General features: G+C 57.0%; 20 protein-coding genes. 7 read left to right on the top strand and 13 right to left on the bottom strand.

The features are described 5' to 3' along the window. The first annotated feature begins 8 nt into the window (after positions 1–8). On the top strand, positions 9–956 hold the full coding sequence (locus tag ACNFCJ_RS15415) for a LysR family transcriptional regulator (RefSeq protein ID WP_131670716.1): 948 nt from the start codon (positions 9–11) through the stop codon (positions 954–956). Between the two features lie 79 nt (positions 957–1,035). Here the strand turns inward: ACNFCJ_RS15415 and ACNFCJ_RS15410 are convergent, their stop codons facing one another. Both ACNFCJ_RS15410 and ACNFCJ_RS15405 read right to left on the bottom strand, forming a co-directional pair. Next, positions 1,036–2,391: a DUF1329 domain-containing protein gene (locus ACNFCJ_RS15410; protein WP_217325390.1), complete on the bottom strand. Its 1,356-nt coding sequence runs from the start codon at positions 2,389–2,391 to the stop codon at positions 1,036–1,038. Positions 2,392–2,401: 10 nt separating this feature from the next. Then, positions 2,402–4,288, bottom strand: a complete 1,887-nt coding sequence (locus ACNFCJ_RS15405) for a DUF1302 domain-containing protein (RefSeq protein WP_416772264.1) — start codon at positions 4,286–4,288, stop codon at positions 2,402–2,404. A gap of 139 nt (positions 4,289–4,427) precedes the next feature. Here ACNFCJ_RS15405 and ACNFCJ_RS15400 point away from each other — a divergent pair, with 139 nt between their 5' ends. Continuing rightward, a complete protein-coding gene (locus ACNFCJ_RS15400) occupies positions 4,428–5,465 on the top strand; it encodes an AraC family transcriptional regulator (RefSeq protein WP_131670717.1) in 1,038 nt (345 codons plus the stop codon). A gap of 48 nt (positions 5,466–5,513) precedes the next feature. Here ACNFCJ_RS15400 and ACNFCJ_RS15395 read toward each other — a convergent pair whose 3' ends face one another. The 3 genes from ACNFCJ_RS15395 to ACNFCJ_RS15385 form a co-directional block, all read right to left on the bottom strand. Further along, complete coding sequence (locus tag ACNFCJ_RS15395; RefSeq protein WP_416772262.1) at positions 5,514–6,998, bottom strand: DUF1254 domain-containing protein; 1,485 nt, start codon at positions 6,996–6,998, stop codon at positions 5,514–5,516. A gap of 375 nt (positions 6,999–7,373) precedes the next feature. Next, entirely contained in the window at positions 7,374–7,883 is a 510-nt protein-coding gene (locus ACNFCJ_RS15390) for an HAD domain-containing protein (protein ID WP_416772260.1), read from the bottom strand. A gap of 103 nt (positions 7,884–7,986) precedes the next feature. Next, entirely contained in the window at positions 7,987–8,436 is a 450-nt protein-coding gene (locus ACNFCJ_RS15385; RefSeq protein WP_416772259.1) for a hypothetical protein, read from the bottom strand. Positions 8,437–8,531: 95 nt separating this feature from the next. Here ACNFCJ_RS15385 and ACNFCJ_RS15380 point away from each other — a divergent pair, with 95 nt between their 5' ends. From ACNFCJ_RS15380 to ACNFCJ_RS15365, 4 genes are all read left to right on the top strand, one after another. Beyond that, on the top strand, positions 8,532–8,759 hold the full coding sequence (locus ACNFCJ_RS15380) for a carbon storage regulator (protein WP_416772258.1): 228 nt from the start codon (positions 8,532–8,534) through the stop codon (positions 8,757–8,759). 70 nt (positions 8,760–8,829) lie between these two features. Next, complete coding sequence (locus tag ACNFCJ_RS15375) at positions 8,830–9,255, top strand: S24 family peptidase (protein WP_416772256.1); 426 nt, start codon at positions 8,830–8,832, stop codon at positions 9,253–9,255. A gap of 340 nt (positions 9,256–9,595) precedes the next feature. Then, a complete protein-coding gene (locus ACNFCJ_RS15370) occupies positions 9,596–10,018 on the top strand; it encodes a hypothetical protein (RefSeq protein ID WP_416772254.1) in 423 nt (140 codons plus the stop codon). Positions 10,019–10,342: 324 nt separating this feature from the next. After that, positions 10,343–11,119: a hypothetical protein gene (locus ACNFCJ_RS15365; protein WP_416772252.1), complete on the top strand. Its 777-nt coding sequence runs from the start codon at positions 10,343–10,345 to the stop codon at positions 11,117–11,119. Between the two features lie 150 nt (positions 11,120–11,269). On the opposite strand, the gene ACNFCJ_RS15360 is transcribed toward ACNFCJ_RS15365, so the two are convergent. From ACNFCJ_RS15360 to ACNFCJ_RS15340, 5 genes are all read right to left on the bottom strand, one after another. After that, on the bottom strand, positions 11,270–13,102 hold the full coding sequence (locus ACNFCJ_RS15360) for an AIPR family protein (RefSeq protein ID WP_416772250.1): 1,833 nt from the start codon (positions 13,100–13,102) through the stop codon (positions 11,270–11,272). Continuing rightward, complete coding sequence (locus tag ACNFCJ_RS15355) at positions 13,102–14,118, bottom strand: PD-(D/E)XK motif protein (protein WP_416772248.1); 1,017 nt, start codon at positions 14,116–14,118, stop codon at positions 13,102–13,104. Before ACNFCJ_RS15355 ends, ACNFCJ_RS15360 begins: the two co-directional genes overlap by 1 nt. Further along, positions 14,102–16,945, bottom strand: a complete 2,844-nt coding sequence (locus ACNFCJ_RS15350) for a Z1 domain-containing protein (RefSeq protein WP_416772246.1) — start codon at positions 16,943–16,945, stop codon at positions 14,102–14,104. The genes ACNFCJ_RS15355 and ACNFCJ_RS15350 overlap by 17 nt, the downstream gene beginning before the upstream one ends. A gap of 13 nt (positions 16,946–16,958) precedes the next feature. Then, positions 16,959–18,401, bottom strand: a complete 1,443-nt coding sequence (locus ACNFCJ_RS15345; RefSeq protein ID WP_416772276.1) for an ATP-binding protein — start codon at positions 18,399–18,401, stop codon at positions 16,959–16,961. Between the two features lie 76 nt (positions 18,402–18,477). Next, positions 18,478–20,076 (bottom strand): DNA cytosine methyltransferase, encoded by a 1,599-nt coding sequence (locus tag ACNFCJ_RS15340; protein WP_416772244.1) that lies wholly within the window; start codon positions 20,074–20,076, stop codon positions 18,478–18,480. A gap of 29 nt (positions 20,077–20,105) precedes the next feature. Between ACNFCJ_RS15340 and ACNFCJ_RS15335 the strand changes: the two genes are divergently transcribed. Next, positions 20,106–20,522 (top strand): very short patch repair endonuclease, encoded by a 417-nt coding sequence (locus tag ACNFCJ_RS15335; protein WP_416772242.1) that lies wholly within the window; start codon positions 20,106–20,108, stop codon positions 20,520–20,522. A 1-nt stretch (position 20,523) separates the two neighbouring features. Here ACNFCJ_RS15335 and ACNFCJ_RS15330 read toward each other — a convergent pair whose 3' ends face one another. The 3 genes from ACNFCJ_RS15330 to ACNFCJ_RS15320 all read right to left on the bottom strand — a co-directional run bounded on the left by ACNFCJ_RS15330 (position 20,524) and on the right by ACNFCJ_RS15320 (position 23,828). Further along, the gene (locus ACNFCJ_RS15330) at positions 20,524–21,504 is read right to left on the bottom strand and encodes a hypothetical protein (RefSeq protein WP_416772240.1); all 981 of its coding nucleotides are present in this window, start codon (positions 21,502–21,504) and stop codon (positions 20,524–20,526) included. Between the two features lie 244 nt (positions 21,505–21,748). Then, on the bottom strand, positions 21,749–21,994 hold the full coding sequence (locus ACNFCJ_RS15325) for a type II toxin-antitoxin system Phd/YefM family antitoxin (RefSeq protein ID WP_416772238.1): 246 nt from the start codon (positions 21,992–21,994) through the stop codon (positions 21,749–21,751). Between the two features lie 16 nt (positions 21,995–22,010). Beyond that, entirely contained in the window at positions 22,011–23,828 is a 1,818-nt protein-coding gene (locus ACNFCJ_RS15320) for a DUF262 domain-containing protein (protein ID WP_416772236.1), read from the bottom strand. Between the last annotated feature and the right edge of the window lie 19 nt (positions 23,829–23,847).

Raw genomic sequence — 23,847 nt, 5'->3', positions numbered from 1 at the left:
CGAAAGACATGAATATAGAGCTCCGTCACCTGCGTCATGCCTTGGCCCTGGCCGAACATGGCAACTTTGCCCGCGCCGCAGAGGCGCTGCACCTCTCCCAACCGGCGCTGACCCGCAGCCTGCAAGCGCTGGAAGCGCAGGTTGGCGAGCAGTTGTTTGATCGCAGCCACCGCGAAGTGACCCCCACTACGATGGGCGAGCTGCTATTGCAGCATGCCCGGCAACTGCTGCTGCACGCCCAGGACTTGCAGCGTGACCTGCAATTGGCGCGCGGCCTGGAGCAAGGTGAGTTGCGTGTGGGAGTAGGTCCGTTTGCCGGCGCCGCGCTTGTCGCCCCGGTGCTGGCCATCTTGAACCGCGCGCACCCCGGCGTGCATTTGGAGGTGGTGCTGGCACCCTGGCAAGAACTGCCCGCGCGTTTGCAACGCCGGGAAATAGATCTGCTGGTGGCCGACTTGCACGAGATCGAAGACGACCCCAGCTATACGATACAAGCCCTTGGTGAGCACCACACGCTGCCAATGTGCCGCGCCGGTCATCCCTTGCTTGAGCACCCCGAGCCTAGTCTGGAGATGCTGTTGAAGTATCCACTGGCCGGACCCAACCTTCCCGAGGATATTCGCGAGCAGCTGCTCAAGCGCCTACCTAGAGCCTTGCAGAACACCTGGCGTGAGCAGTGGAAGCTGGCCATCACCTGCGATAGCTCGGCCATTCTCAAGCAGCTCCTGCAGGGCTGTGAGGCGCTGGCGATATTGCCTTGGTTTATGGTGGAAGACGAACTGCGGCGCGGCGACTTGCAGGCTTTACGCAGCCTTGACCCTGGCCTGCGTGGGCGTTTCGGGATTGCTCGTCTGCGCGGCAGGCGCCTATCACTGGCTGCGCAATGCTTCATCGAGGTGCTTCTGGCCCATGATGCCACCGTGCGCCAGCGCCAAGATGCTTGGTTGGCCCGTTAGGGAAGGGCATGGCAAGGCGGTCAACCTGCAGCAGATCGTCGTCCGACGCCGAATGGCTGACTCGCCGAAGACCGATCCTTCAGTTCTTCCCACCCAAGCGGCGCAAGGCATCTGGCTTGAAGTCTTGGCGCAGAGCCTCATGGCCGAAGCTGGCTTCGCGCTTGACTTCGTTGCTCAGACCGCTCAGCAGGTAGCGGCGCGACTGCAGGTCATGTGTGGCCTCAGCGGTCATCCATGGCACCAGGTCGTTGTAGAAGTTCATCTGGTAGGCGGTCGATACTCTCCAGAGCTCTCCGCGAGCATCATAGTGATCCGCCAGGGCAATTTGCCAGGTGTCTTCATCGATGAAGAAGGTGCGCTTCTGATAGATGTGGCGCTGGCCAGGTTTGAGCTCACCTTCAATCTCCCAGACCCGATGCCGCTCGTAACGTATATAGCCGCTGTTGATGTGGGCGGGCTGGATGATCTGAGCGTATTTCAGGCCTTTGTCGTGCAGGTGGTAATTGTTGTAGGGAATCAACAGCTCCCGTTTGCCTTTGAGGGTCCAGTTGTAGCGGTCGAACGCACCGTTGTACATATCCATGTTGTCTGAAGTTGCCAGGCCTTCCGCGCTGTTCTGTGGGGAGTCGTAGGCCAGTGTCGGAGCGCGGCGCACACGCCGCTGTCCGGCGTTGTAGGACCAGGCCTGACGGGGCGTACGTAACTGATCAAGGGGCTCGTGAATCAGGGCGATATTGCCGGCCAGGCGGGCAGGAGCCAGGGTCTGGCCGATGAAGTAGAAGAGGATATTGCTGTCCGGGGTGTTGTCTTTGACATGGGTGGCAAAGACCTGGGTCTGGCGGATGAGACTGGCCTGATAACTGCCGTCAGTTTGCACTGGCATACGATGCGTCTCGCGCATGACAGCGCCGCCGCGGTAGCGGGTGACATGGTTCCAGATGACCTCTTCGGCCCGCTGCGGAATCGGAAATGGCACGCCACTGGCGTAGCCGCCCTCCAGGCCACTACCACTGGCATTGAGGCTGATCTGGGTAGCATTCTGACGGCTCTGCTGCAGGATGGACTCGGGGTAGGCCGCGCTACGGTGTGTGGGATACAGCTGCAGGTAAAAGCTCTGCGGATACTGGTGGAGCATCGCTTGGGTGCCGGGGCTCAGCCATTTGGCGAACGGCGCCATATTGCTGGAGTCGATGCGTTGCAGCATCTGTTCGGTGCTATAGGGGTCAGCCAGCGTTCGGTCCATGCTCGATGTCTTGAAACCTCCGTCCCAGGAGGGAATGCTTCCGTCGGCATTCCCGGCGCGTTCGGCCCCCATGGGGGTCAGCTGTAGATCAAGCTGTGCAGCCAGCTCGGGTGAAACTGCACAGAGTACGGGTTGACTGAGCGCCAGCCCCAATGCAAAGAGGACGTGGCGGGTGGCAGAGTGATTGAACATGCGTGGTTCCTCAGAACTTGGCGCCAAGGGTGAATGAGATGAAGTCCCGGTCAGTCTGTGGGTTGAAGTCGCCCCCAAAGAAGTCGGTGTAACTGAGCGCCGCGTTGTACCGATTTTGATAATCGAAGTTCACGGCTAGCGTGACGGCCTGGCGACCCTCGATGAACTGTGGTGCCGGAGAGGGCGCGTAGCCTTTGACATCATGGCGCCAGGCCAGCGACGGGGTGACCACGGTGCCTGGTAGCAGGTTGCTGTAGGTCAGGTTGGCCCGAGCGGCATAGCCCCAGGACCACGGCGTGGTGTAGCCATCAAGCCGGCAATAGTCTTTGTTCAGCGCCGGGTTCTTGCAGGCGATGGCGGTGCCTTCCACGCCAGAGCCGTAGACCGCATCGCGCCCGTAGGCAATGGTTTGCACCGGTTCCAGGTCAGCCACATGCACGGCCCCGACCTCGGCCATCAGCAGCAGGTTCTCCGCGCCCCAGATGTCGCTGAAGGTTTGCATGGCGGTCAATTGCAGCTGGCTCACAGGTTTGCGCTGGTAACCCTGTACTTGCTTTCCATAGAGACCTGCGGCTTTAGCAAGGATGGGACCGGTGCCCGGGGTCACGATGTCCAGGCCGAATAGTTCATCGACGATGGGCGACTCGGTATCGAGAAAACCGCTGGCATAGAGAAAGTCCTGGCCGTTGATGGCAATCGGCTGGTTGGGCCTGTGGCTTATCTCACCGGCTAAGGAAATTCCCCAGGGACCCGAGGTGTTGAAGCTCAGCCCGTACAGGCGGATATCTTCTGGGAAGGCCATCTGATAGAGCGGTGCCTGGGTCAAGGGATTGGCGATGCTGCCTCCATAAGCCGGGTTGTTGGTGACCCCGGGCAGGAAGAATCCGCTTCCGGGCCGTTTCGAATAGTCGGCAGTGGCGGCGTTGGTATAGGGCAGACGGCTGTGATAGTTCATCACGTAGAAGGCGAATTCGGTGCTGTTCAGCGCTTCGGCGAAGTAGTCCAGCCTTAGGCCCCACTGCCCGCTATCTGAAGGCTTATCGTCACTGAGACGAGGAATTCGCATGTTGGCCCCAGCTGGCAGCCGCGGGTAGACCAACTGCAGGTTGTCCTGCTGCGCTTCGGTGAGCGCGGCCACTGCGTGCAGCGGGCCGCAGCCCGGTTGGCTGGCATCCGACTGAGCGAAGAAGGTGCCGCAGCCCGGTTGTACCGTGGCACGCCATTCCAGCTGATAGAAGGCGCTGGCCGAGAGGTTGTCGCTGAGTCCCAACGACAGATTGAACAGGTTGACTGGAATCAAGGCTTCCTTGATCTCGACCCCTGGGCTGGTGAGGGCATTTGCGTCGATGGGATTGATCACATTGATACCGCCCTGGATGAAGGTGCTTTCCCCCCAGCTCAGGACCTGCTGACCAAGGCGGATATCCAGCGCTCGGTCATTCAGCTGGAACTCACCCCAGACGTAGGCATCCATCAACTCGGCCCCGGAAAACGTGGCCAGTGAATCAAAACCCGAATCGTCGAAGTCTTTGAAGCGGGCGTCCCCGTTTTTCAGCAGGTCGTCATACCAGAACTTGCCACTGATCTGCAGGCCGAGGTTGTCTCGGCTCAGAGCCAGCTCGGAGATGGCTTTGACCCGTCGGGAGAAGGTGTCGCCAGCCTTGAAGTTCTGGCGCCCATCGTTGCCGTTGATGCCGGCTGCAGACCCGCCGTAGGCAATGGGCAGTAGCGGCTTGTCCGGATTGCTGGTGCTGATGCTGAGGCCGGCTGACAGGCTGGTGTCCCAACGGCCGCTGATGCCGTTGTCCAGCTCGAAGGTAGCGGCCTGGCAGAGCGCACCATTGAGGGCTAGCAGCGGGTACAGGATTGCACCGCGGCCTCTGCGAAATTTGTGCATGAGAATCCTCGAGGATTGTTTTTGTTGTTGTGAGCGCAAACGGTTGTTCCGCATGGCTGGAGGCTTAAGATATGAAGAAGCGTCTTATCTTTCTTGGCGTGCATTGCCGCTTTTTTGGCATTTTCAGACAGGAATACAGATGAGCAGCGCCCCCCACGAACTGGTCCACACCACCATCGCTACATGGACTCTGGCTATTCAGCGTGCCCTGCAGGGCTATGGCATAGAGGCTGAGCCTCTAATGTTGGAGGCGGGCATCGATCCGGCGTCGGTACTCGATCCGGAGTTTCGGGTCGCGGTGGTCAATATGTGGAAACTCTGGCGGCTCAGCGTGGAGCGGACTGGCAACGATGCCTTCGGACTGCAGGTGGCGGCCAACCTCTACCCCACACACCTCAATGCCATGGTCTTTGCCCTGCAGGCCAGCGCCACTTTGCGCGAAGCTCTGCAGCGTCTTCAGCGTTACGTCCAGGTGGTGACGACCATCGCCGAGATCGAGGTGAACGAGGGGCCGCAGGGAGTCGCGCTGATCCTCGGGTCCGACAGTTCCACCTCTGCGCAACGGCCTTATTTTCCGATCGATGCCTTCATGGGGGTGTTGTTCCGCACCTTCCGCGAGTTGCTCGGCGCCTGTGCGGCGGATGGCCTGCTGGAGGTGCATCTGCGCCGCCCGGTTCCGCAGCAGCGGGATGCGTTCGAGCAGTTCTTCGGGGTGCCCCTGCACTTCGGCGCGGAGGCGAATGTACTGCTGATGGCCTCCGGCATGCTGGACCGTGAGCTGCCGGCGGCCAACGCCATGATTGCTGGCATGAATGAGCAGCTGCTACGCGATTACCTGGGGCGCATGCGCCATGAGCAGGTCAGCCTGCAGGTGCGCAAGGAAATCATTGCCCTGCTGAGCACCGACCAGTTCGGGCTTGAGCAGATTGCCGAGCGCCTGAACATGAGTGGACGCAATTTGCACCGCAAGCTGGCCGAGGAAGGCACCTCGTTCAAGGAGCTGCAGGACGAGATCCGCCATGACTTGGCGCTGCGCTATCTGGGCATGCCCGGCATGAGTCTGAATGAGATCGCATTCAGCCTTGGTTTCATTGATCAGAGCAGCTTTAACCGGGCCTTCAAACGCTGGACAGGTGGCAGTCCTGGGCAGTACCGGCGTGAACGGAAGGCGCGCTAGTTTGCAGAGTTCAGGCTGGGGCATAAGGCGGACCCAGCCTGGCCGCTATCAGCTCTGGTCCTGAGGCTGAATGGCGGGAATAAATTGCTGCAGTGTTTGCGGATTGCGTGTTTGCTCATTGGGCAGATAGATGCGGTAGTTCAAGCGGAATAGACCCGTTTGTGGAGTCGGTAGCCAGTTGCTCTCCTGCCCTGCCGGCGGCTGGTGCTGGATGTAGAGGGTCAGGGAACCATCCGGGTTGTATTTCAGGCCCGGGGTGCGGTCGCCGATCGAGTAGCGGTCGATGGCATTGTCCACCAACTGGAAATTCGTGCCGTACAGGGTGATGGACCAGAAGCCCTTGTTCTGCAGTTGAGGCAGTGCGTCGCGCTCGAAGTGCAGGACATAGCGGCTCTGGCCGTCGAGCAACTGGCCGGTGCCGTCCTCGTAGGTGCTGAAATACACCCCTTCCTCGCGATCATGCACCATCAGCCCTTCGAGCGCGCCTTCTGCCCGGTTGATGAAGTGGAAGCCGTAGGTGCCCTCGTGCAGGTTGTTCCAGCGAGCCGGATAGGGCGTACCGCGGTACTTCACCTTCCAGGTCATCAGGTCCTGGCTGTCCTGCAGGGCGCGTTTAAGGCCAGCCACCGTGGCAGGGTGCAGCTTGCTGGCATCGAAGGGCTTGCCGAGCTCGATGCCGATGCTCTGGAACATAGCTACGGCGGCCTGTTGCCCAGGGCGTGGAGGGTTCTCATTAAGCAGGTCGACCATGCGTTCGAAGACGGCTAGGTCGCCACTGTATTCCTTGCGGTTCATCTTCACCGCGACCACCTTGCCGAAGCCATCGGGTCTGCTCCAGTTGCTCAGCGACGTGGTATGCACCTGTTTCTGCAGCTCCAGCACGCGCGGCAGATCCTGAGGGTCTTCCTTGCTCACCCCGTAGCGCAGGGCGAGGGCGCCGGAGTTGGTCGGCAAGCGACGCAGTTCGACGCCGGGCGGTACCTCGCCCTGCCAATCCGGGCCGGTGAACAGATAGTGGCCGCCCTTGCCCAGGGTCGCACGGGTGCCGATATAGGGCAGATTTTCAAGATAGGCATCGACGACCTGCACGCTCCAGTAGCGGTCGTGGACTTCCGGCAGGCTGAGGATCACCGGATCATCCTTGAGCTCCAGCATGACGCCGCTGTAGACGGTGTCATTGTTCGGGGTGTAGGGCAGTTCATCATCCGAGGTGGCGAGTTTGGTCATGTGGCCAATCTGGTTGATGGGCGCGCAGGGACAGATCTGGCGTTCCGTGACGAACCGCAGTTTGCGTTCGTTAAGCCGCAGCAGGCGCTCGCGGTCGGTGATGGTCAGCGGCAACCCCCAGATATATGCCTGCAAGCCCAGTGAGTAGGCCCAGTTTTCTTGCGCACGCTCATCGCGGCTGCGAAGCTCGTCGCGACTGAGGCCTGCATCCGGATCTTTCTTCTGCAGGTCGGGGACGGCAAGGTACTGATACCCGGCGGTCAGAGCGACGCCCACTAGAACCGTCGCCAAGAGTTTGAGTTTCATACGCATTCCCTGTTATTGAAAGTATCGGGAATGCCACTCTAGGTTTGGTTGGCTGGTGGGTCTCAACTCTGGTTGCCAGTTTTTTGACCTGCGCAGACAAGCCTAAGCAAGCCACAGCGCCCAAGCCTCTCATCAAGGCAGCTGCATTGGTGAGGTTCGCGCAGCTGCAGGCTAACCGATTCAATCCTGAGCCAAGGGTCGCTTCAGACCTATTGCAACCAACTGCCATGGACGGAGACATTGTTCGGTGGCCGTCAGCTCCTGACCTTTTACGCTGCCTGCTACAGGCCGCTTTTGGCCGGAGGCAGCCCTTGGGAGCTTCCTCTATCGGTCTTGAATACTTGGCGCGGCCGAGTCGGGCTAAGGCTGCTTCAATCATTTGGCTAGCTTTAGATGATTTCGAAGTTCATCGATACGGCCGGGTTGGGCCAAACCATGCTGACCATCGCAACAAACCAGATAACCCAATTTCGCCTCCGGCCATCGATCTGAGTCATCGTCAACCGACACCCAATTTGTTAGATGGGCGCGATCAACATACCGACAGATTTGTTCGTATCGCGAAGCCATATCCCACCAGTTCTGCTCAAGCCAGCCCTTACCGATCGAGCTATGCCAAGTCGCACCGATTACCCGTGTTTTTAGCGGGGCGGGTAAGTAGCTTCGCGCTCGCGAAAATCCCAAGTGGCGCACCCAACTTGTGCTCAGCACAATTTGGACGTGGGGGAATTCCTCTAGCGCTTCCATCAATAGATCCGCCCACATGAAGAGCGAGCCTTCAGCCCGTAGTGTCGGCCCTTTCTTGGTCATAAAAACGGCGTCTGGATGCAATACGCCATCGAAGTCGAGGTAAAGCACTTTGGGGGAAATAATTGTCTTCGCCATTGTGAGGAAACCTGGTTCTGTCTAGAGAGACTAACCGGCGAGTAGGCGTCGTGCGACGGGTGGCTAGGGAGAAATCAGCTCCCCAGCCGAGCTTAGGAAGGCCCTAGCCGGCGATAGTGGTGAGCAATGGCCACCGATCATGAATCCACGTGTACTCCGCAGGAGGCTCGGTGGTCACCACATAGACCCGCCGCTTTTCCCCCTCACCGATTACCAGGCATTCCAGGGCCTGGCCTTCTGGGACGTCGAACCAGTGTGAGGGCCGATTCTTGTCGCCAGGCTGGCCTTCTTTCTCCATAAAGCGCTGAACTATGCCGAGACCTCGGTGCGGCTGGTACTTGACCCAGCCGCCAGCCTCCACCGTGCTGAGCCGTGCCCAGCCGCCCTGAGGCCCGGCGCCAAGCTCGCCCTCGCGTCGCCCCCACTGAATCCAATCAAGCTGGTCGCTGCCCTCTAGCAGCACCGGAAGCGCAGCCGTTGGACTGGGAAAGTAAATCTTCCAAACCTTGTCCGCTTCGCGGGCTTCTACTCCGCCGCACATATTCAACTCCATTAGTTTGGGTGCTTTCAGCGAGTATTGGGTCGCCTGTTCGTTGGTGGTCTAGACTGAGGCTGGCAGGACGCACTCACTACGAAAGGAATTCGACCATGGGTTATCTCACCCTTACCCGCACTGTCGGCGAGCACATTCGCCTGACCATAGACCCCGGCGTAGATGCCGAAAAGCTGCTGCAGCAACTGCTGCGGGACGGCATCACCGTGCATGTAGAGGCCGTGCAAAGTGACAGGTTTCGGGTGGCTATCGAGGCGCCCAAGCAGATCGGAATTTACCGCTCGGAGCTGCTGGACGGGCAACCCTTGGTCGGCGCCTGCTGAGTTCGATTTGACCTTTGCCGGGCCTTGCCCGAATACTGTATCCGTATACAGTATTGTTCGGAAGTGCCCGATGTCTCTTTCCATCCTTGCTCGCGGTGAGCGCCTGCTCACCGATGTCGCTGACCTGCGCATCACCGGCTTCCAATCGCCTGCCGAGGACGAAAAGGAAGAAGGGCTTTCTCTGGATCGCCTGACGGGCTTGGGCACGCCGCATATCTGGGGTGTGCAGGTGCTGGATGACACGCTGCTTGGCTTCGGCATCTTCCCTGGTGATCGTTTGATTGTGAATCGTGCGGCGTGCCAGCTGGATAACCGCTTTGTAGTGGTCGACCTAGGCGGCGAGGGTTACCGGGTGCGCCTGGTCGCAAGTGATCTATTTGGCGGGCGCTGGCTCAAGGCCGCGGATCCGGTAGTGCCAGATGTGCAATTGGATGGTGAAGTGCCGATCGAGGTGTGGGGCGTGGTGAGCTGGGTGGTCAGCCACGTTGAGCCATGAACACCAGTGGGCGCGTGTTCGTGCTGATTGATGGCAATTCCTTCTACTGCAGCTGCGAGCGTAGGCCTGCAGGCATGCCTGATGGTCGACTGGGGCCTGGGTTCAAATCCCTGAAAAGAATTTGAACCCAGCGCTGTGACTAATTCTATGCCCTTGGATGGCTGCTTCCGGCCAGCGTCTAAGAAGTCTGGGGGATTGGGTTTGAGTTCTCGATGCTGCTTGAGCGCCAGCGTGAAGGTATTCAACTGGCCAGAGAAGCAAGTACCGTTTTCCCCTTTTCAACGACATGGCTATCAGCCATTATCAGCGCAGGATATCAATAAGCTTGGAGATAGGACTCATGCAACACTCAGTTATTCCTTGCGGCGCTTGCAGTTCAGAGGTGTCACACCTTGCAGAAACCTGCCCGAAATGTGGCCACCCGAACGACTGGGTACACCCGCAGATAAAGAAGTTTCTATCGATTAAGGATAATGCTGGGACGAAGGGCTACTTCAACTATACCCACGACAAACTGCGCTTACAGTGCAAAGCAGATGGAAGTTTGCCTTGGTGGTATTGGGTGGGGCTTGTTGGGCTCGTAGTGTTTATCAATGCGTCAATTGTAGTTGCGTTTATTGCGGGGCTTGTATGGACGTGCATTGGCTTTGCTTGCAAGAGACACAAAATATTAAACATTGATTTTTCGCAAGAAAAGCCAGTTATTGAAAATAACGACAAAGCCTTCTGGGATGGCTTGCTGATTCAGTTGGACGTTAAATAGATAGCATTAGAACTTAGGGATGGTCTGAAGTAGTCATGTATTTATAGCCGGCTTCAGCCTCAGCCGATTTTGAAAGCGTTTATCCATCTCGATCAGGAACAACTCCTTGTGGGTCTGCGTTGCCGGCGTACTCGGCGTCGGCAAAGGCCATCTGCTTCATCGGGAAACTCGTGCGACGGGGCGGCGTATTTCACCAGGTTCAGGAACTCTTCTTCAGGTTTCCCTAGCGAAGTAAACCTTACGTTCCGGGAGATTTTCTAGATTTAGGGCCTTTGGCCCAGGTATAAATGGTCAAAAACCAAAACTCTACGAAAGGAGTCGTTGATGAGTCGCTTCGCTCGAGTTCTTGTTTCTGTTTTCGCGGTTATGGCGTCTGGTTTTGCTGGTGCATTGGAGCTCCCAGACATAAAGGGGAAGGCTTACCACGATGCCAGAAAGGAGGTTTTGGCTGCTGGTTGGCAGCCAGTGCCTTTCACAGGAGAGGTTGCCCCATTCGACCCTGCTATAGACTTCCGAAAAGCTGGATATGCCGAAGTCGAGGGGTGCGGTGGAGCTGCTTCTTTTTGCTCGTTCTACTTTACCGATGGCAAGGATCAGAAGCTCCAGATTGTGACAGCTGGAGAGGAGGGCAAGCGTCCTGACGGTAGTAGCGCCTTCGCTGTCGTAGACAACTATCGCGTCACATCAGACAGCTTCGGCCTCCAGGTCGTTCTCAAGGAGGTTGTGTCTGACTCCATATTGGAGGAGAGGGATAAAGACGCAAGGCAGAAAGAGATCTGGGCAGGTATCGTCGAAAATTCCAAGCGCGAGATGCAGGAGTGGTGCACTCCAATGAGTGCTACCTACCGCAATCTAGCCAATTCGAGAGATTCCGGGCTTTCGAAAGAGCAGATGCTTGCAGAGATCACTAGGAATGCGGCTGGCAACCTTGAAGCAGAAAGGCTGCTTGGCTTTTATGTTGAGCGAGTTTACGGGGAGTTTCGACTCTACAAGCCGAATGAAGTCGATGTCCTTGTTTACCAAGAATGCTTGAATGCCAACCAGTCTGATTTTCAGGAGCGGGCAGAAAAGGAATACGAGGAAGCCATCAAGAACTTGTGATGATATGCCCTGATGCTTTCCTAGTTTCAGGGGTTCCTTAGGCGAGTGAGTAGGCCCTGATTTGTAGATGACCAACGACCGCTATTGGCCGTCTCCTGCCTGATGTGAAAGGCTTAGAGTGGCCACTTCTAGCCGTGTCCTAAATAACGTTTAGGATAGTTCGGTGATACCGCCTAGCTCAGAAGAGTAGGAAGTGTCTCTTACTCTCCACCAGCATTCGATTTTCTTGGCCCACTCGGAGATCATTTTCCCGCCAGCCCCACGATGAAGCGCGTCATTGACCTCTTCTGCCCATATCGCAATCTGCCGATTTAGCTGGGGAGAGATCGATTGCTCCTGCCAGATGCGGTTCAGATTGAGGGTCGCTCCTAGCTTCAGCGCTAGAATCGAAACTGTGTAGGATGTGATGTTGGCTTGGAATGCCGGGAACATGGGGCGGATGATCTTGTGAGCTGACTTGAACAGGATCGCCTTCGCGATCATCTGTTTGTACTGCTCCTGATCCGGTATCACGTTCTCGCCCGCACTTTCCCTTTCCATCAGCTCATCCATGAATGCTTGGAAGTTTTTCTGACTGCCGAGGCTGACGATATGGGGCTTCTGATCCCAAGCAAAAAGGAACTTGGCCAGGTCGGGCTTGGTGAGTTTGCGGTAAGGGGGAATTGTCGCCTGGAGTTTTTTCTTCTGTGCTGGGGTAGTTGCCTCCTTCTCCAGCATCACCTTGTAACTGCCTGCTGAGCGCTCGTAGAACCAGCGTCCAACGCCATCGGGGCAGTAGGTGCGCATGGACAGTTTTTCCAGCTCTCGATGGAAGGGCTTGTTGGCGGACAGGTCGGACTGTTTGACAACGTTCTGACTGTTCGCATACCGCGAAATATTGGCAATCAGTTCCTCATCATCAGCCTGCCCGGAGCGTAGCACGATGATCTTGGCTGGAACCCGGACACTCGTAAGATCGATGTCCGGATGCTTTTTCTTGGCGAAGTAGATGGATGCAGTAGTCTGGCCGCCATTGACGATCTGCATGCCCTGGAGCCAGAGAATGCCAGTCGAGCCATCGGCCGCGGTGTCGAGTTTGGCTTGGTCGGCAACAACGACGATGCCGTTGTTGTAGGCCATGAAACGGTCGGGGTGGTCACGCAGGCTGTCACGGATTCCCTTGTTGACTCCCTTGCTGCTAACTCCCAGAAAGGAGCGCACGTTTGCCTCGAGGATACGGGGGCCATACTTCTCATAGAGGAATCGCAGGGCTTCGCCTGGTACGGCTGTCAGGGCGTAGTCGTACTCATCGTCTCCCGATCCTGGTACCCACACGCTAGGAAGGGCAGTCCCGCAGATGTCCCTGAAGTTGACTACCAGCTCATCCCGTGGACGGCCCTGTTGCCAGTGGTTGAAGAGGCGCTGTATGTCCATGACTTCAAGGCGGACCTGCTTGCCCTCGACATCCTGCGGTGCATAGTTTCTGGTCTTGGCTACAGCATCCGTGATGACGAAAATGCGGATGCTATCCAGCGTCTTGAAGATGCGCTCGACTTCGGTAACAAGAGCATAGGCATCGTTGGTTTCATCGAGCTTGCCGGATAGCTGGCCGGTTGCGCAGAACCTCAGGAACTGCAGTCCTTCTTTGGCGGCTTTTCCGATCTCTGGATCCGGTAGCGGCTCAACCTCATCGAGCCCTTTGTAAAGGCTGACGAAAAGATCTAGACGGTCAGGGTTGCCCGTTTCGTCAGTAGTGTCTGATACGGCATACCCACTGATCTTTACCTTGTAGTTCGATCCTCTGCCTCCAAAACTTCCGGGCACGAGTGCTTCATAGTGGCAAACCGTAGGTTCAAAGGTGATTCCCTCGTCAGCCATATGTGTCATGACATGCTCGGTGAATACGGCCTCAGGAGGAATAGGGGCTTCCCCTGGGCCTATATCTTTTTCAACTTCATCGCGGATCGCGGCCTGCGTCTCACGCAGAAAGTCGACGAGCTCCATCAAACGACTCCTAACTGTTCGAGTACATCATCCAGTGTGTGGTTGTTTGCCGTAACGAGAGAAAGATCCAGCTCATATGCGGCATGGCGAATTGCCGACGAAACGTTGAAGGGGGTTAGCCTGGGAAACTCCCCGTCTACCAGATGCAACCTTGTGTCGGCCAGCAGAAATCGACGTGTATAGACTGCCGCGTGCATGTCCAGATATCCGGCCTTATGGAGAGCCAGCTCAAAAAGGCGCATTGCGGCGGGGTCAGCGTCAAGGCGCTGCCGAGTTGCATCAACGAGCTCAGTGAGCGTTTTACCCGCCTCCTGAGTGCTGAATCGAAGCCCGGCCAGAAAGAGAGGCGGGCAGTTAGTGTCATCCAGCTGCTCAAGTGAGCCAATCCGAACAGGGAAGCCGTCCGGAATCATTGTCGACTTGATTTCCACGCTGCCAAGGCCGATCTGGAAGTCGTGCAATCCGTCATGCGGACCTTTCCATGCATCCACTGCCGTAAACTGAAGGATCCCCGCATCCAGCAGAAGATTCAGAAATCGCAGCTCCCCGACCAGCCCCAGCTCCTTCTCTGGGCCCAAGCCTTCTCGTCCCTGACGCATGAACTCCTGCCAGCCCCGCACCCGCCCGAGGAAGCGCTGATAAAGCGTTTCCTCTGGAGAATCGCTGAATGACTGAAGGAGGTGCACGATATCGGAGACTACCTTGGCAAACAGTTCAAGACTGCCCGCGGGCTGACGAACAATGGCGAGCCAACTGTGGTTGCCGCCAGTTTCGCCGAGCGTGGCTCGCTCCATACGGAAGCCCTGCCCTTGGGGAAGCTGAGTCGCTGGTGCGATTTTTGTAGTAGCAAATCCAACCAGAACCGCTTCCTCGTTACCTGGTGAGTGTCGGGCGGCCTTGATTCGGCAGGAGCCCGTCTGCTGAACCAGATCTATTGCACGCCAGCCGGGAGTGGCGGCGTTGCCAGGTAGTGCTCTCCAGACTCCCAGAATTTCGAGGTCACTCACTTGAGCCATACTGCTGCTCCCAAAGCACATTAGTGACTAGATAGGGCACGGATTTACCGGCATTGCTGGAAGGGAAGCTGATGGCAAATGCCACGACAGGTGTAGTTACACCGGTGACGTTTGATTCCTCGGGATCCAGTAATGAAATGATCAGGAGCCCTTTATCCGGTCGAGGTTCTATCCCATCTGCACCTAGGCCTTTTACATGCCTGATTGCAGGGCCGTTGGGGGTCTCGGGGGGCTCTTTGCGTCTGGATCGTCCCGGATCCTTCACCCAGGCCCGTTTGGTTAACTCAAGCGCTGCGTTCCATCCGGCCTCATCAAGATCCATGGCCTCGTCTTGGGGGGATAAAAGTCTACCTATGGAGTATTTGCCCTCTCCTTCGGTTGCCTTGTTCTGTCGCTGCATCATTCTGACTGGGCTGCCTACGATATCGACTGTCCTCTTTGTCCCTCCGCCGATAACAGCCACCGTCCAGGATGTCAGTTCCCCGGAAAAACTCATTTCTTCAATGAAGTCTGCCAGAAGATCACTTTTTACCTTTCTAGAGTCGGGATGGGTCTGATAACCACGTAGGAAGCGCGTAACCGATTGCGCTGTTGCGTCGGTCCACTGAATCCCGCTCCAGCTGTCCTTCTTGCCATTGCGCTGCTGCGGGGGGATTGAGGAGGGACTTCCAAGCTCATCGGCAAGGGCCATGAGAGTAGACAGATTCTTTTCCAGCACACCCTTGTCGGTGTAAAAGCTGACAGTCTCGACGACATCGCCACTGAAAGAGAGATACAGGGTTTTGGCCGTACGCATCTTCAGTGGCGAAGTGACCATAAGAACCGGGTGAGAGCGCACCTTGAGGCCATATTCTCTGGGCGTCAGTCTGCTCTCCATCATGAAGTCGAACTCAGCCCGTAACTCCTCGGCGGCGTCGGCAATATGTTCGAACCACTCAACCAGATCATTGGTCGTGTAAAGGCGGCACAAATCGAGGTAGCCGGGCCGGTAGCCAAACCAGCGCCCCATCTGCATCAGTGTGTCGTACATCTTGGATGCGCGTAGGAAGTAGCTGGTGCAGAGCCCTTCGAGGGTCAGCCCCCGGGCAAGCTTGTCGCCTCCGATAGCAATGACTTTCAGTCCCGTTGCGCTGTCGGCATAGTCAAGAAGATCCGTGGCCTTGCCATTGATCATGCGCACATCTATTTCATCAAGCACATCCAGCAGCACGGCCTCGATGCTCTGCCAGGAGGTAGCAGGGTGGCGGGACTCTTCGTCAATCTGGGCTTCGATCTCGAGGCTGGTGCTGACAAAGTCTCTTTCCCAGAGGCTCCTCAATTCGGCCAGTACGCTCAGATGGTCGGTACGTCTCCGGAATCGCTGCTTCAGGCCGTGAACATAGCCCAGAACCTGGCGGTGAACATGCTGCTGAACCTGGTTGAATCTGGTTACGTGGATCAGCATTGAGCTGTGTTGGGAGCCCTGTCCGCGGAGGCCTCTGATCGCGCATGAAAGAATGAATGCGTGTATGGCCTCGGTCAGCGAGGCAGGCATTGCGTCCCGGCCTTCGAGAAGTGGGACATGACTGCTTTTGTGGCTGACCGGCATCCAGCCACTCTTGCCGTCTTGGGAGCACTGATCCTTAACTATTCGGACCAGGTTCAGTGCGCCTGTGCGCCCGCTCTCACCAGCTAGCCCGAATACCCTCGACGGCCCCACATAGCTGGACGGCGCCGAGAGATTGGTGATGAAGGCGGAGGGGAATAGATCCGGCCCCTCATTGGCGGTTTCACCATGCTCGTGAATGTAGATGTTGGCGAAGGGGGTAGCGGTATAGCCGACATACGCCTTTCTTGAGAACGCGTGGAGGATCTGACGGATCAGGCTGTTGATGGCCGTAGGTTCATGATCCAGATCGGGGTTGCCGTCCTCGTCGACAACCTTCTCGCCAGTGTCGACAGATGCGTGATCGGCCTCGTCATCAATTATCAGCAACGGCAGATGTGTAACGAGTGGGCGACCGCTTTCCGGATCCTTGGTTTCGGCTACATGGGACTGGATCCAGGTCAGCAGTCGTGTCAGAACCGTTTTGTTCTTCTTGACGACAAACAGCCACGGGCGCTGCTCGGGCGAGACACCCAGATTCTTGGCAAACTTGGTGTTGAAGTCGCCGGTTTCCGTTCTGTTGGTCACATACTGGGGCCGGAGTGCCGGCGAGGGGTCGATTTTGCCGACTCCAATGAGCTTGTTTCCACTGCCTTCGATGGCGCTTGTTTCGTAGCCCAGAAACCCCTCGTCCAGACGCATCTGGGTCTGTGCTCGCAGGTTGTTGTGCAGCCCCGCAAGCACGATGATGATCTTGTATCCGGCATCCGCTGCCTTGCAGATCAGGCCAGTGTAGTTGCCGGTCTTGCCTGATTGTACGTGGCCAACCACCATCCCTCGTCGATCCCAGGCGCCATCTCGCTTCGGGTCCTCAAGCATCGACAGAACGTTGTCTGTGGTTTTGTCCAGAGCCTCCATCGCACTCAGGGGTAGTTTCAGCTCCTGCCATTCGCGGTAGCGTTGCCAGTATCGCCAGTCCTTCTTGCGCTCGCTTGTGAGCCATGGCTCATGGCCGTTCAGGTCTACCAATGAAGAGTCATCACCTACCCATACGCTGAAGCGTCTGATCAGCTCCTCAGTAACGGACTCCCTATCTAGGTCCTCGCCCTTACCCGGCATGATCTTCAGCACCATGTCGATCTTCTGCGAAATGAGCTGAGGGGTGATAGCCGACTTGTCCTTTTCGTCAGCCAGCATTTCCTGAACGAACTTGACCACACTCCATTTATTTTCATCAGACATGAGGCGTCACTCCTTAAAGACTGTCTGGCAAAGCGCTAATGAGGGCAGGGTACGCGTGGAACGGCTCCATGTTCTTCAGCTGCTCCTTTGCGGCGGCGGCGGAATAGCCTTTTCTTTCGATCATGCTGCGATACATCACCATCATGATCTCGCTGACCTCTTGCGGCGGTGTCCTGTCAAATCCCGTGCAGGGGGTATCCTTGTTCTCGGCGGTATCTATCCAGATTCGCTGAACCGGAACCGTCTCCTCGATCACGCGGAGCATTGCCTTGAGCTGGGGTAGAAGGCTGCCGGCATCATCCAGAACCGCTCTTATTGCCGGATGTTCCGTGTCGATCCGATATCGCATACCGTCCGCAAGTCTTTCGACCTTCCAGGCCTCTGCAATCTGTCTGTTGCCCAGCATGGTCGGCTTGCCTCGATGGGCAAAGGCTCTTCTTGCGCGGCCGCGAGTCTCTTCGGCAAGCCTTGTCAGCCAGTCCCGTAGATACACTGGTGGCCGTGCAGTTGATTTCCTGATGTCGATCTTCCAGTCCGCATCTGCGGAGTTGGGGATGTCGAGACGAATTCGGGCAAGGCGATGAGCTTCATCCTTAGTCCATGAACGTCCTGTACCAAGTCCTAGCCAGCTGCCTGCCACCAGCAGTCTTTCGTTTCGATAGATGTAGAAGCCCTGCTGTGCGGTCCAGCCTTCCGGGCCGGCCAGGCGCTCGAAGTCTGCGGGGGAGAGCATGTCCTTGTGCGGCAGAACGTGGCACTCGGCCTCGATATCCTTGCGGCTGGGGTGTTTGAATACCGGAGGGTTATATGGCTTTCCGGGATGATCCGTCATGAAGGGGTCCCAGGGTTTGATCGGCTGGCCATTCAGCAGAATTCGCAGTCGAGGCCTGGTACCTTCCAGGTATCTGTGAAACACCATTCCCAAGTGCTGCTCGACTTTGTCGACCAGATTGAGAAAGTCCTGCACTGTTGTCCCAGGCGTGACGATGCGATCCAGCTCTTCCCAGAGAACCAAGGTGCCTGTTGCGCTGGTGAGGCGTTCCAGAAATCCTTCCGAACCGGGATGGGGTCCCTCCAGCAAATGCCAGCCGTCGTCGGCACTGCTGGCCAGGAAGTCGAGATCCCAGCGGAGAGTCTGTAGGCCATCGGGGCCACGTGTGGCAACGGTCATCCTTCGGCACTGGGAAAAGGACGCAGTCTTTAGGCCGAGACCGAAACGGCCCAGATCGCCTGCCGATCTCTCCTCGAGAGGACTCCGATCGCCTAGGCGCATGGCCCGATCGAGTCCGTCTGCGGTCATCCCCGAACCGTTGTCCAGGCAAAGCACACGGCTTTCCTGCTCAGCCCAGATGAATTCGATGCGCACTTCGTTCGCGCCGGCAGCAATGCTGTTGTCGATGATGTCTGCCAGAGCTGTCTGGGTGTTGTATCCCAGCCCACGCAGTGCTTCAACCATGGCGCTGGCCTTGGGAGGAGCACTGCGGCTTTTGAAGGAGGATTGCATGGCTGGACTCCCTGTCTGCACAGCTCTTCTATTGAGCTGCCTTTCCCATGTTGATGATACGGGCGACCACGCCGGCGATTTGATTTGCCAGAAGCGGGGGAACCGCGTTGCCAACCTGGTGGAACTGTTGGGTTCGGTTCCCCAGAAAGAAATAGTTGTCCGGGAAGGTCTGTAGCCGGGCTGCTTCGCGAACGGTCAGGCTGCGGCACTGCCTTGGGTCGTAGTGAATGAAATAGTGACCGTCCTTTGCAATGTGGCTGGTGATCGTCGTGGACGGAATCCCCCTGCGCTGAACGCGAAAACGATCGCTGAACTTGCCGGTTTTCCAGTTCTTGTGGTCCGGTTCCAGCCCCGGGAGATTGAAGTCGTGGTGGCCTTTGGGAGAGTCTTCATAAAGCTCGGCATACTCAGCCGCGTATACGTATCTGCGCAGGTCGGACTCCATGTGTCCGCGAGCCTCGTGGTTTAGCCAGTATCTGAGCCGATCATCAAGGAGCCAACCATCCAGATGTGTGCCTGTCAGCCCATCCCATTCGCTCTTGCGGTGAACGCGGAGTGCGCCATTGCTCATCCCCTCGCCCGAGAATGTGCTTGCAAGTATTTCTAGGCGCTTCGCGAGTGTGAGTCTGCGGGGGACATCAGTCAGCTTGCTGCACTCGTGACTCAGCATCTCCAGGTTCTGGCGAATTAACTCTGCCCATGCCTCTGGAGAGTCCTTCATTCGTGTGAGTGTGCTTCGCAGAGGTGGGAGGCGGCCAATTACCTGGTCGATTGAGGGCCCAGTCGAGGGGGCAAGTTTGTGGTCGCCCAAGGCGCCGAAATATTCCTCCGAAACCCCGAGGAGAATAACTCGGTGTCTTGCCTGCGGGATCCCGTAGTTCTCTGCTCGGATGATGTAGTTTGCCGGATCGATGCTATCCGGAGACGCACCATCCTCGAAAATGTCGTCTGCCACGAGCGAGCAGATTCTGTACTTGGGGCCGTTGCCGTTTTCTCCGAATGCCGCATCCGGATCTGAAAGATCCTGCAGGATCTTCGGGAACATCTGCTCGCCAGCGACACGTGACGAAAGGATGCCTTTGACGTTTTCCATTACGAAGACGGCGGGGCGTTTCTTCTGGATGATGCGCAGGTACTCCCGATACAGGAAATGGCGATGGTCGTCCTCTGCCCTGTAGTTTTGCTTGCCGCGATTTCTCGCCCGGCCAACGATAGAGTAAGCCTGGCAGGGTGGGCCGCCGATCAGAACCCATGGTTTGGTCTCGTCCAAGCGGGACTTGAGAATGCGATCGAGACGTTCGTTGCCCTCTGCGGTACCCAGTTCGAGCTGTTGCGCCTCTTGTTCGGCGTGCCTCCAAGCATCCCGAGTTCTGCTGGTGTATGGGGGAGCGGCATCAGCGGCTTCGCAGAAACTGTAGTATTCCTCTAGGTCTTCAGGCTGGTTGCGCTTGAGAAGCCTGTAAAACGCTCTCAGTTGAAGGGTGGAGTGCGCAGACTTTTCCATTTCGGCTGAGACTTTGATTTCAAAGGCTTCGCCTTGGCTGCCCGCATAGGATGAAAACCCTTCTCCCAGGCCACCTGGGCCTGCGAAGAGATCAACGACCTGAATGGGTTGGGTACGACTCATGAAACCACGCTGTCTAGAAACGGTTCGTAGTGGACATCGTTGACCCAGCCCAGAGATCCAGAATGATGTCTGGAATCCGAGGCAAGGACACGAAGCCTGAAATGCTGGTGCGCAGGTTTCTGCATGCCCACGGCTATCGTTACCGGCTGCACCGCAAGGATCTGCCGGGAAAACCCGATATTGTACTGTCTCGGTTGAGGGTCTGTATCTTTGTACATGGATGCTTCTGGCATCATCATCCGGGGTGCCGATTCGCGGTATTGCCCAAGTCGCGTCCGGAGTTCTGGGAGGCCAAGCTCCTGGCAAATGCTGCTAGAGACCAACGAGTGCTCAAGTCTCTGAATGAAGCCGGGTGGAGGACGTTTGTCGTTTGGGAGTGCGAGCTTCGCAGGTCTGAAGAGGTACTGCTGAGGCTGCTGGAGCAACTGCAAGAGCGGAGAGCTTGAGTCAGCGCTCATTGGATGCCCTGTCGAGTGCTTCAAGTAACCCGATCACCCACGAGTGACATACGCATCCTGCAACACCGACTCTCCTCATGTAGGGGCTTAGAGGTCCCAAAAGGAGACGGTTGATATCGGAGACCGGATATCCAAGGATGGCTTTGGCATGCACGGCCTTGTCGCCAGGGTTGTCTGCAAAATACCGTAGAAGCTCCAGTGCGGTCTCCCCTAGAGCAGCTGTACGTTCGAGAAGAATCCTTTCTCTTTCTTCTTGGCTCTGACTGCTTGAGGGCGGGGGGGCTTGCCACTGCGAGCTTTCTTGGGTCATCTCTCCAAGTTCAGGAATTATCGCGCCCGACTCTTTGGCTTGATAAGCGCCAATTCTTTCCTGAATGTCTGCAGCAGCTGCTTTGAGCGAGTGGTCGTCGACATTAGGGGCTTCAAGTTCTTCTATTGCTGGTGTCCACTCCCAGCTCATATCTGTTTCGGATTGAGTGTCTACTTCTGTGCACTGATTGGCCACAGGGGTTGCAGTAATGCTGCGGATCTCTTTGGCTTTTCCTGATCTCTCGCGGAAGAGCAGCTGCATTTGAAGCAGTCGATATAGGCGGTCAGCATCCCGGTGCTCTTTGAGAACACTGACTAGAAGGGCTCTTGCTTGCTGCTCAAGCCTAAATGCAGTCAGCGAAGCTGCAGCGGTAATGATCGCGGGAGCCAGGCTTTCCCGAAGGCACGTTTGTAGAACTCTTGCACAGGTATCTACTTGGTCGGGCAGGGTGGCGGGCAGTAGATTCTGAAGGAGCAAATCCCACTCTGGCGGATTCTCGTCATGGGCCTTGAGTGTGTCATCTATGTCGATGCTGCCATCGACAACCCGCCATAGTTTTTTGCGGTAGGTGACGACAGGCATGCCACCCTCCATCCGGACAGGACGGATGATGCGATCAATTTCGTCGCCATCCTTCATTACTCGTACGGTTACTTCCATTGCCTGATCCGTGCCGCTCAGCTCCATTTGCTACTTGGCCTTCCGTAGAGGCCTTGTGCCACATAATGCCTTCAATGAGGTCGGTGTCCAAGGTCTTGAGTGGATTGATTTCCTTTGCTCTCTCGCTCCCTTGCTACCGCGAGCTGATGAGCAACTCGCTCGAGTTAGGCCTGATAAACCTTGCCGCCTATAGCTACCTCTGATTCACCGTTATGAGTCAGTTAGGGTGACCGTTGTCGGGCTGTTAATGGGCGTCGTCTCCCCCTTTGCCATAGAACATCTCTTCGATTTCCCTAGAAAAAGGTGTGTCAATGTCGTCCGGCACGGGAGGGCAAGCCCCAACCAGCAAGCCAACTCGGGATTTTCGGGCCGGAAGAACTCGGGCGATAGGTTTACCATCCTTGGTGATTAGGATCTCTTCTCCACCTGCAGCTAGCTCGACGATCTCCGTAAAGGCTGCTTGGGCTTCAGCAATGTCGAACTGTTTCATTGAAGGGACTCGTAGCTCAGGTATCTGATTGGGTGGATGCCAATGCTTCTGCTCCGGAACTCCGCACTCTGTTGGCAGAGGCTAGCCCCGCGAGCTTCTTTTCAAGAAGCCTCCTGCGCTCGCTCACCCAGTCTGGCAGCCTGTCCATGCGGTAAAGATCGAGATCTTCCGGCAGGCAATGCATATCCATGGTGGCCGGGGAAAGCGTCTGTGCCCACTGTTCGAAGGACAGCGCAAAGTAGTCCTCCTGCTCCCTGGAGTCCAAGGCTACCGACAGTATCAGTCTGCCTGCGAAGCCCTGAATCACGGGAGCCAAAGCTTCGCTGACGCCTGCCCGACGCATTTCCTCAGGAAGGAAGAAGCGGTTCTGCACCGCCGGCATGGCTCGTCTTTGCAGGTTCGGAAGATCGTCGGCGTAGATCAGGGAGAGCAACAGCTCGGCCTGGGGCTGGTTGTCCAGAGAGGTATTGCACCAGCGAGCTAAGGATTCCCGATTGAAGTCCATCGGGCGCCCTATGCCTCGAAACGCCTCGGCAACCGCTTCCCAGGGAAAGCTATTCTCTTGCTTGACGGCCCGGCGCACGGCATTTCGATAGGTCTTGAACGTATTGTTGGTCTGCAGGCCCAGCAACCCCTGGAACCCGAGTACGATGATCCAGCGTCGGATCAATTGACTATCTTCGGGGGCGATCTTCAGCTCTATGCATCCGAGGTTGCGCCTGTGGATGTAGTACGCAACCAGCATCAGCACATTGGTGCCGCTCAATCGATCACCGCATAGTCCGAGGCTGCGAAGGAGACGGGCAGAGAAAAGCAGCACCGCCTTTACCCTCTCCCAGCTCTGTTCGAGCAGACGAATGTTGTTCGGCACAAAGTTCTGCACCTTGATGGAAAAATCCAGATCGTTGAGGAAGAGTGCTGTACGCAGCACGAACTCGCGATTGAGTGCTCTCTTCGGGGACAACAGTTCGGTGAGGTCTTCGATTAGTCGCTCGGTTTCGTCTCTTGCATTGAATTGTTCCCAGCGCAGAGTGATGACCGACATGAGTAGGTCGCTACGACTCAGTGGCGATCCGCCGCTGTTGGCGCGGATGAAGATATCCAGAACGCGGTCATAGGAGGCGCTGTGCTCGGTGAAGTAGGACAGTGCATCGTCTCTCCAGATGGCCATCCAGAGGCGAGTCAGGTTTGCCCTGGCGACGGCGCGGCGACTTTCATCAAGCACCACGTTTGCATCCACCCAGTTGTGGAGCATGTGCTCCAGTTCGGTTTCATCCTCTGCCGCGAGGACGAGCCCGACCTCGAACCAGAGTTCACCTGCACTGTTCTGGGGGCGCTGGTCGTGGTCAAAGAAGGCGAGCCGATAGTGTTCGGCAACGGGGCTGGCATCCTCATCATCTGCCTCGTCTTTGACTGGCGAGGCTGCAAGGTCAATGAAGAGAATCTTTTCGTTCCACGCGTCGTCCGATTTCTTGCGCTTGTGCTTTTGCTTGATGGTATAGGAGCCCTTCAGGCCAATGATCAGGGATGTGAGGCGCTGCTGCCCATCGAGCACCAGCGTTACGGGCTGGCCTTCAGTGAGAGTGGCCCTGTCGTTGTGGGTTGATTCGTGCCGGAAGTTGTAGATGAAGTTGTAGATCTCCCAGTCTTCCTGGCTACCCTGTGGCAGGTCCCAGAACATCAGCGCGCCTATGGGATAGCCACGCATGAGGGAGTCGAACAGGCCGGTGATCTGTTCTGGTGACCAGACATATGGGCGCTGAATGGCTGGAATGAAGAGCTCCCGGTTTATGCGGTTGAGGGTTTCGGCGATGGTGGTGACCCGATATCCCATGATGTTCTCGTACCTGTTG

This window comes from Pseudomonas sp. NY15364, assembly GCF_048068235.1.
GTDB lineage: Bacteria > Pseudomonadota > Gammaproteobacteria > Pseudomonadales > Pseudomonadaceae > Aquipseudomonas > Aquipseudomonas mendocina_D.
The sequence above is the reverse complement of the archived record's forward strand: the minus strand, read 5'-3'. Positions and strand labels throughout refer to the sequence as shown.

Excerpts from the sequence above, each read along its gene's own strand:
- ACNFCJ_RS15375 (WP_416772256.1), top strand. The coding sequence starts at position 8,830 with ATGTCTCTTTCCATCCTTGCTCGCGGTGAGCGCCTGCTCACCGATGTC.
- ACNFCJ_RS15350 (WP_416772246.1), bottom strand. The coding sequence starts at position 16,945 with ATGTCTGATGAAAATAAATGGAGTGTGGTCAAGTTCGTTCAGGAAATG.
- ACNFCJ_RS15330 (WP_416772240.1), bottom strand. The coding sequence starts at position 21,504 with ATGGAAGTAACCGTACGAGTAATGAAGGATGGCGACGAAATTGATCGC.
- ACNFCJ_RS15390 (WP_416772260.1), bottom strand. The coding sequence starts at position 7,883 with ATGGCGAAGACAATTATTTCCCCCAAAGTGCTTTACCTCGACTTCGAT.
- ACNFCJ_RS15415 (WP_131670716.1), top strand. The coding sequence starts at position 9 with ATGAATATAGAGCTCCGTCACCTGCGTCATGCCTTGGCCCTGGCCGAA.
- ACNFCJ_RS15345 (WP_416772276.1), bottom strand. The coding sequence starts at position 18,401 with ATGGTTGAAGCACTGCGTGGGCTGGGATACAACACCCAGACAGCTCTG.
- ACNFCJ_RS15405 (WP_416772264.1), bottom strand. The coding sequence starts at position 4,288 with ATGCACAAATTTCGCAGAGGCCGCGGTGCAATCCTGTACCCGCTGCTA.
- ACNFCJ_RS15370 (WP_416772254.1), top strand. The coding sequence starts at position 9,596 with ATGCAACACTCAGTTATTCCTTGCGGCGCTTGCAGTTCAGAGGTGTCA.
- ACNFCJ_RS15325 (WP_416772238.1), bottom strand. The coding sequence starts at position 21,994 with ATGAAACAGTTCGACATTGCTGAAGCCCAAGCAGCCTTTACGGAGATC.
- ACNFCJ_RS15385 (WP_416772259.1), bottom strand. The coding sequence starts at position 8,436 with ATGGAGTTGAATATGTGCGGCGGAGTAGAAGCCCGCGAAGCGGACAAG.
- ACNFCJ_RS15395 (WP_416772262.1), bottom strand. The coding sequence starts at position 6,998 with ATGAAACTCAAACTCTTGGCGACGGTTCTAGTGGGCGTCGCTCTGACC.
- ACNFCJ_RS15340 (WP_416772244.1), bottom strand. The coding sequence starts at position 20,076 with ATGAGTCGTACCCAACCCATTCAGGTCGTTGATCTCTTCGCAGGCCCA.
- ACNFCJ_RS15400 (WP_131670717.1), top strand. The coding sequence starts at position 4,428 with ATGAGCAGCGCCCCCCACGAACTGGTCCACACCACCATCGCTACATGG.
- ACNFCJ_RS15355 (WP_416772248.1), bottom strand. The coding sequence starts at position 14,118 with ATGGCTCAAGTGAGTGACCTCGAAATTCTGGGAGTCTGGAGAGCACTA.
- ACNFCJ_RS15365 (WP_416772252.1), top strand. The coding sequence starts at position 10,343 with ATGAGTCGCTTCGCTCGAGTTCTTGTTTCTGTTTTCGCGGTTATGGCG.
- ACNFCJ_RS15380 (WP_416772258.1), top strand. The coding sequence starts at position 8,532 with ATGGGTTATCTCACCCTTACCCGCACTGTCGGCGAGCACATTCGCCTG.
- ACNFCJ_RS15410 (WP_217325390.1), bottom strand. The coding sequence starts at position 2,391 with ATGTTCAATCACTCTGCCACCCGCCACGTCCTCTTTGCATTGGGGCTG.
- ACNFCJ_RS15360 (WP_416772250.1), bottom strand. The coding sequence starts at position 13,102 with ATGGAGCTCGTCGACTTTCTGCGTGAGACGCAGGCCGCGATCCGCGAT.
- ACNFCJ_RS15320 (WP_416772236.1), bottom strand. The coding sequence starts at position 23,828 with ATGGGATATCGGGTCACCACCATCGCCGAAACCCTCAACCGCATAAAC.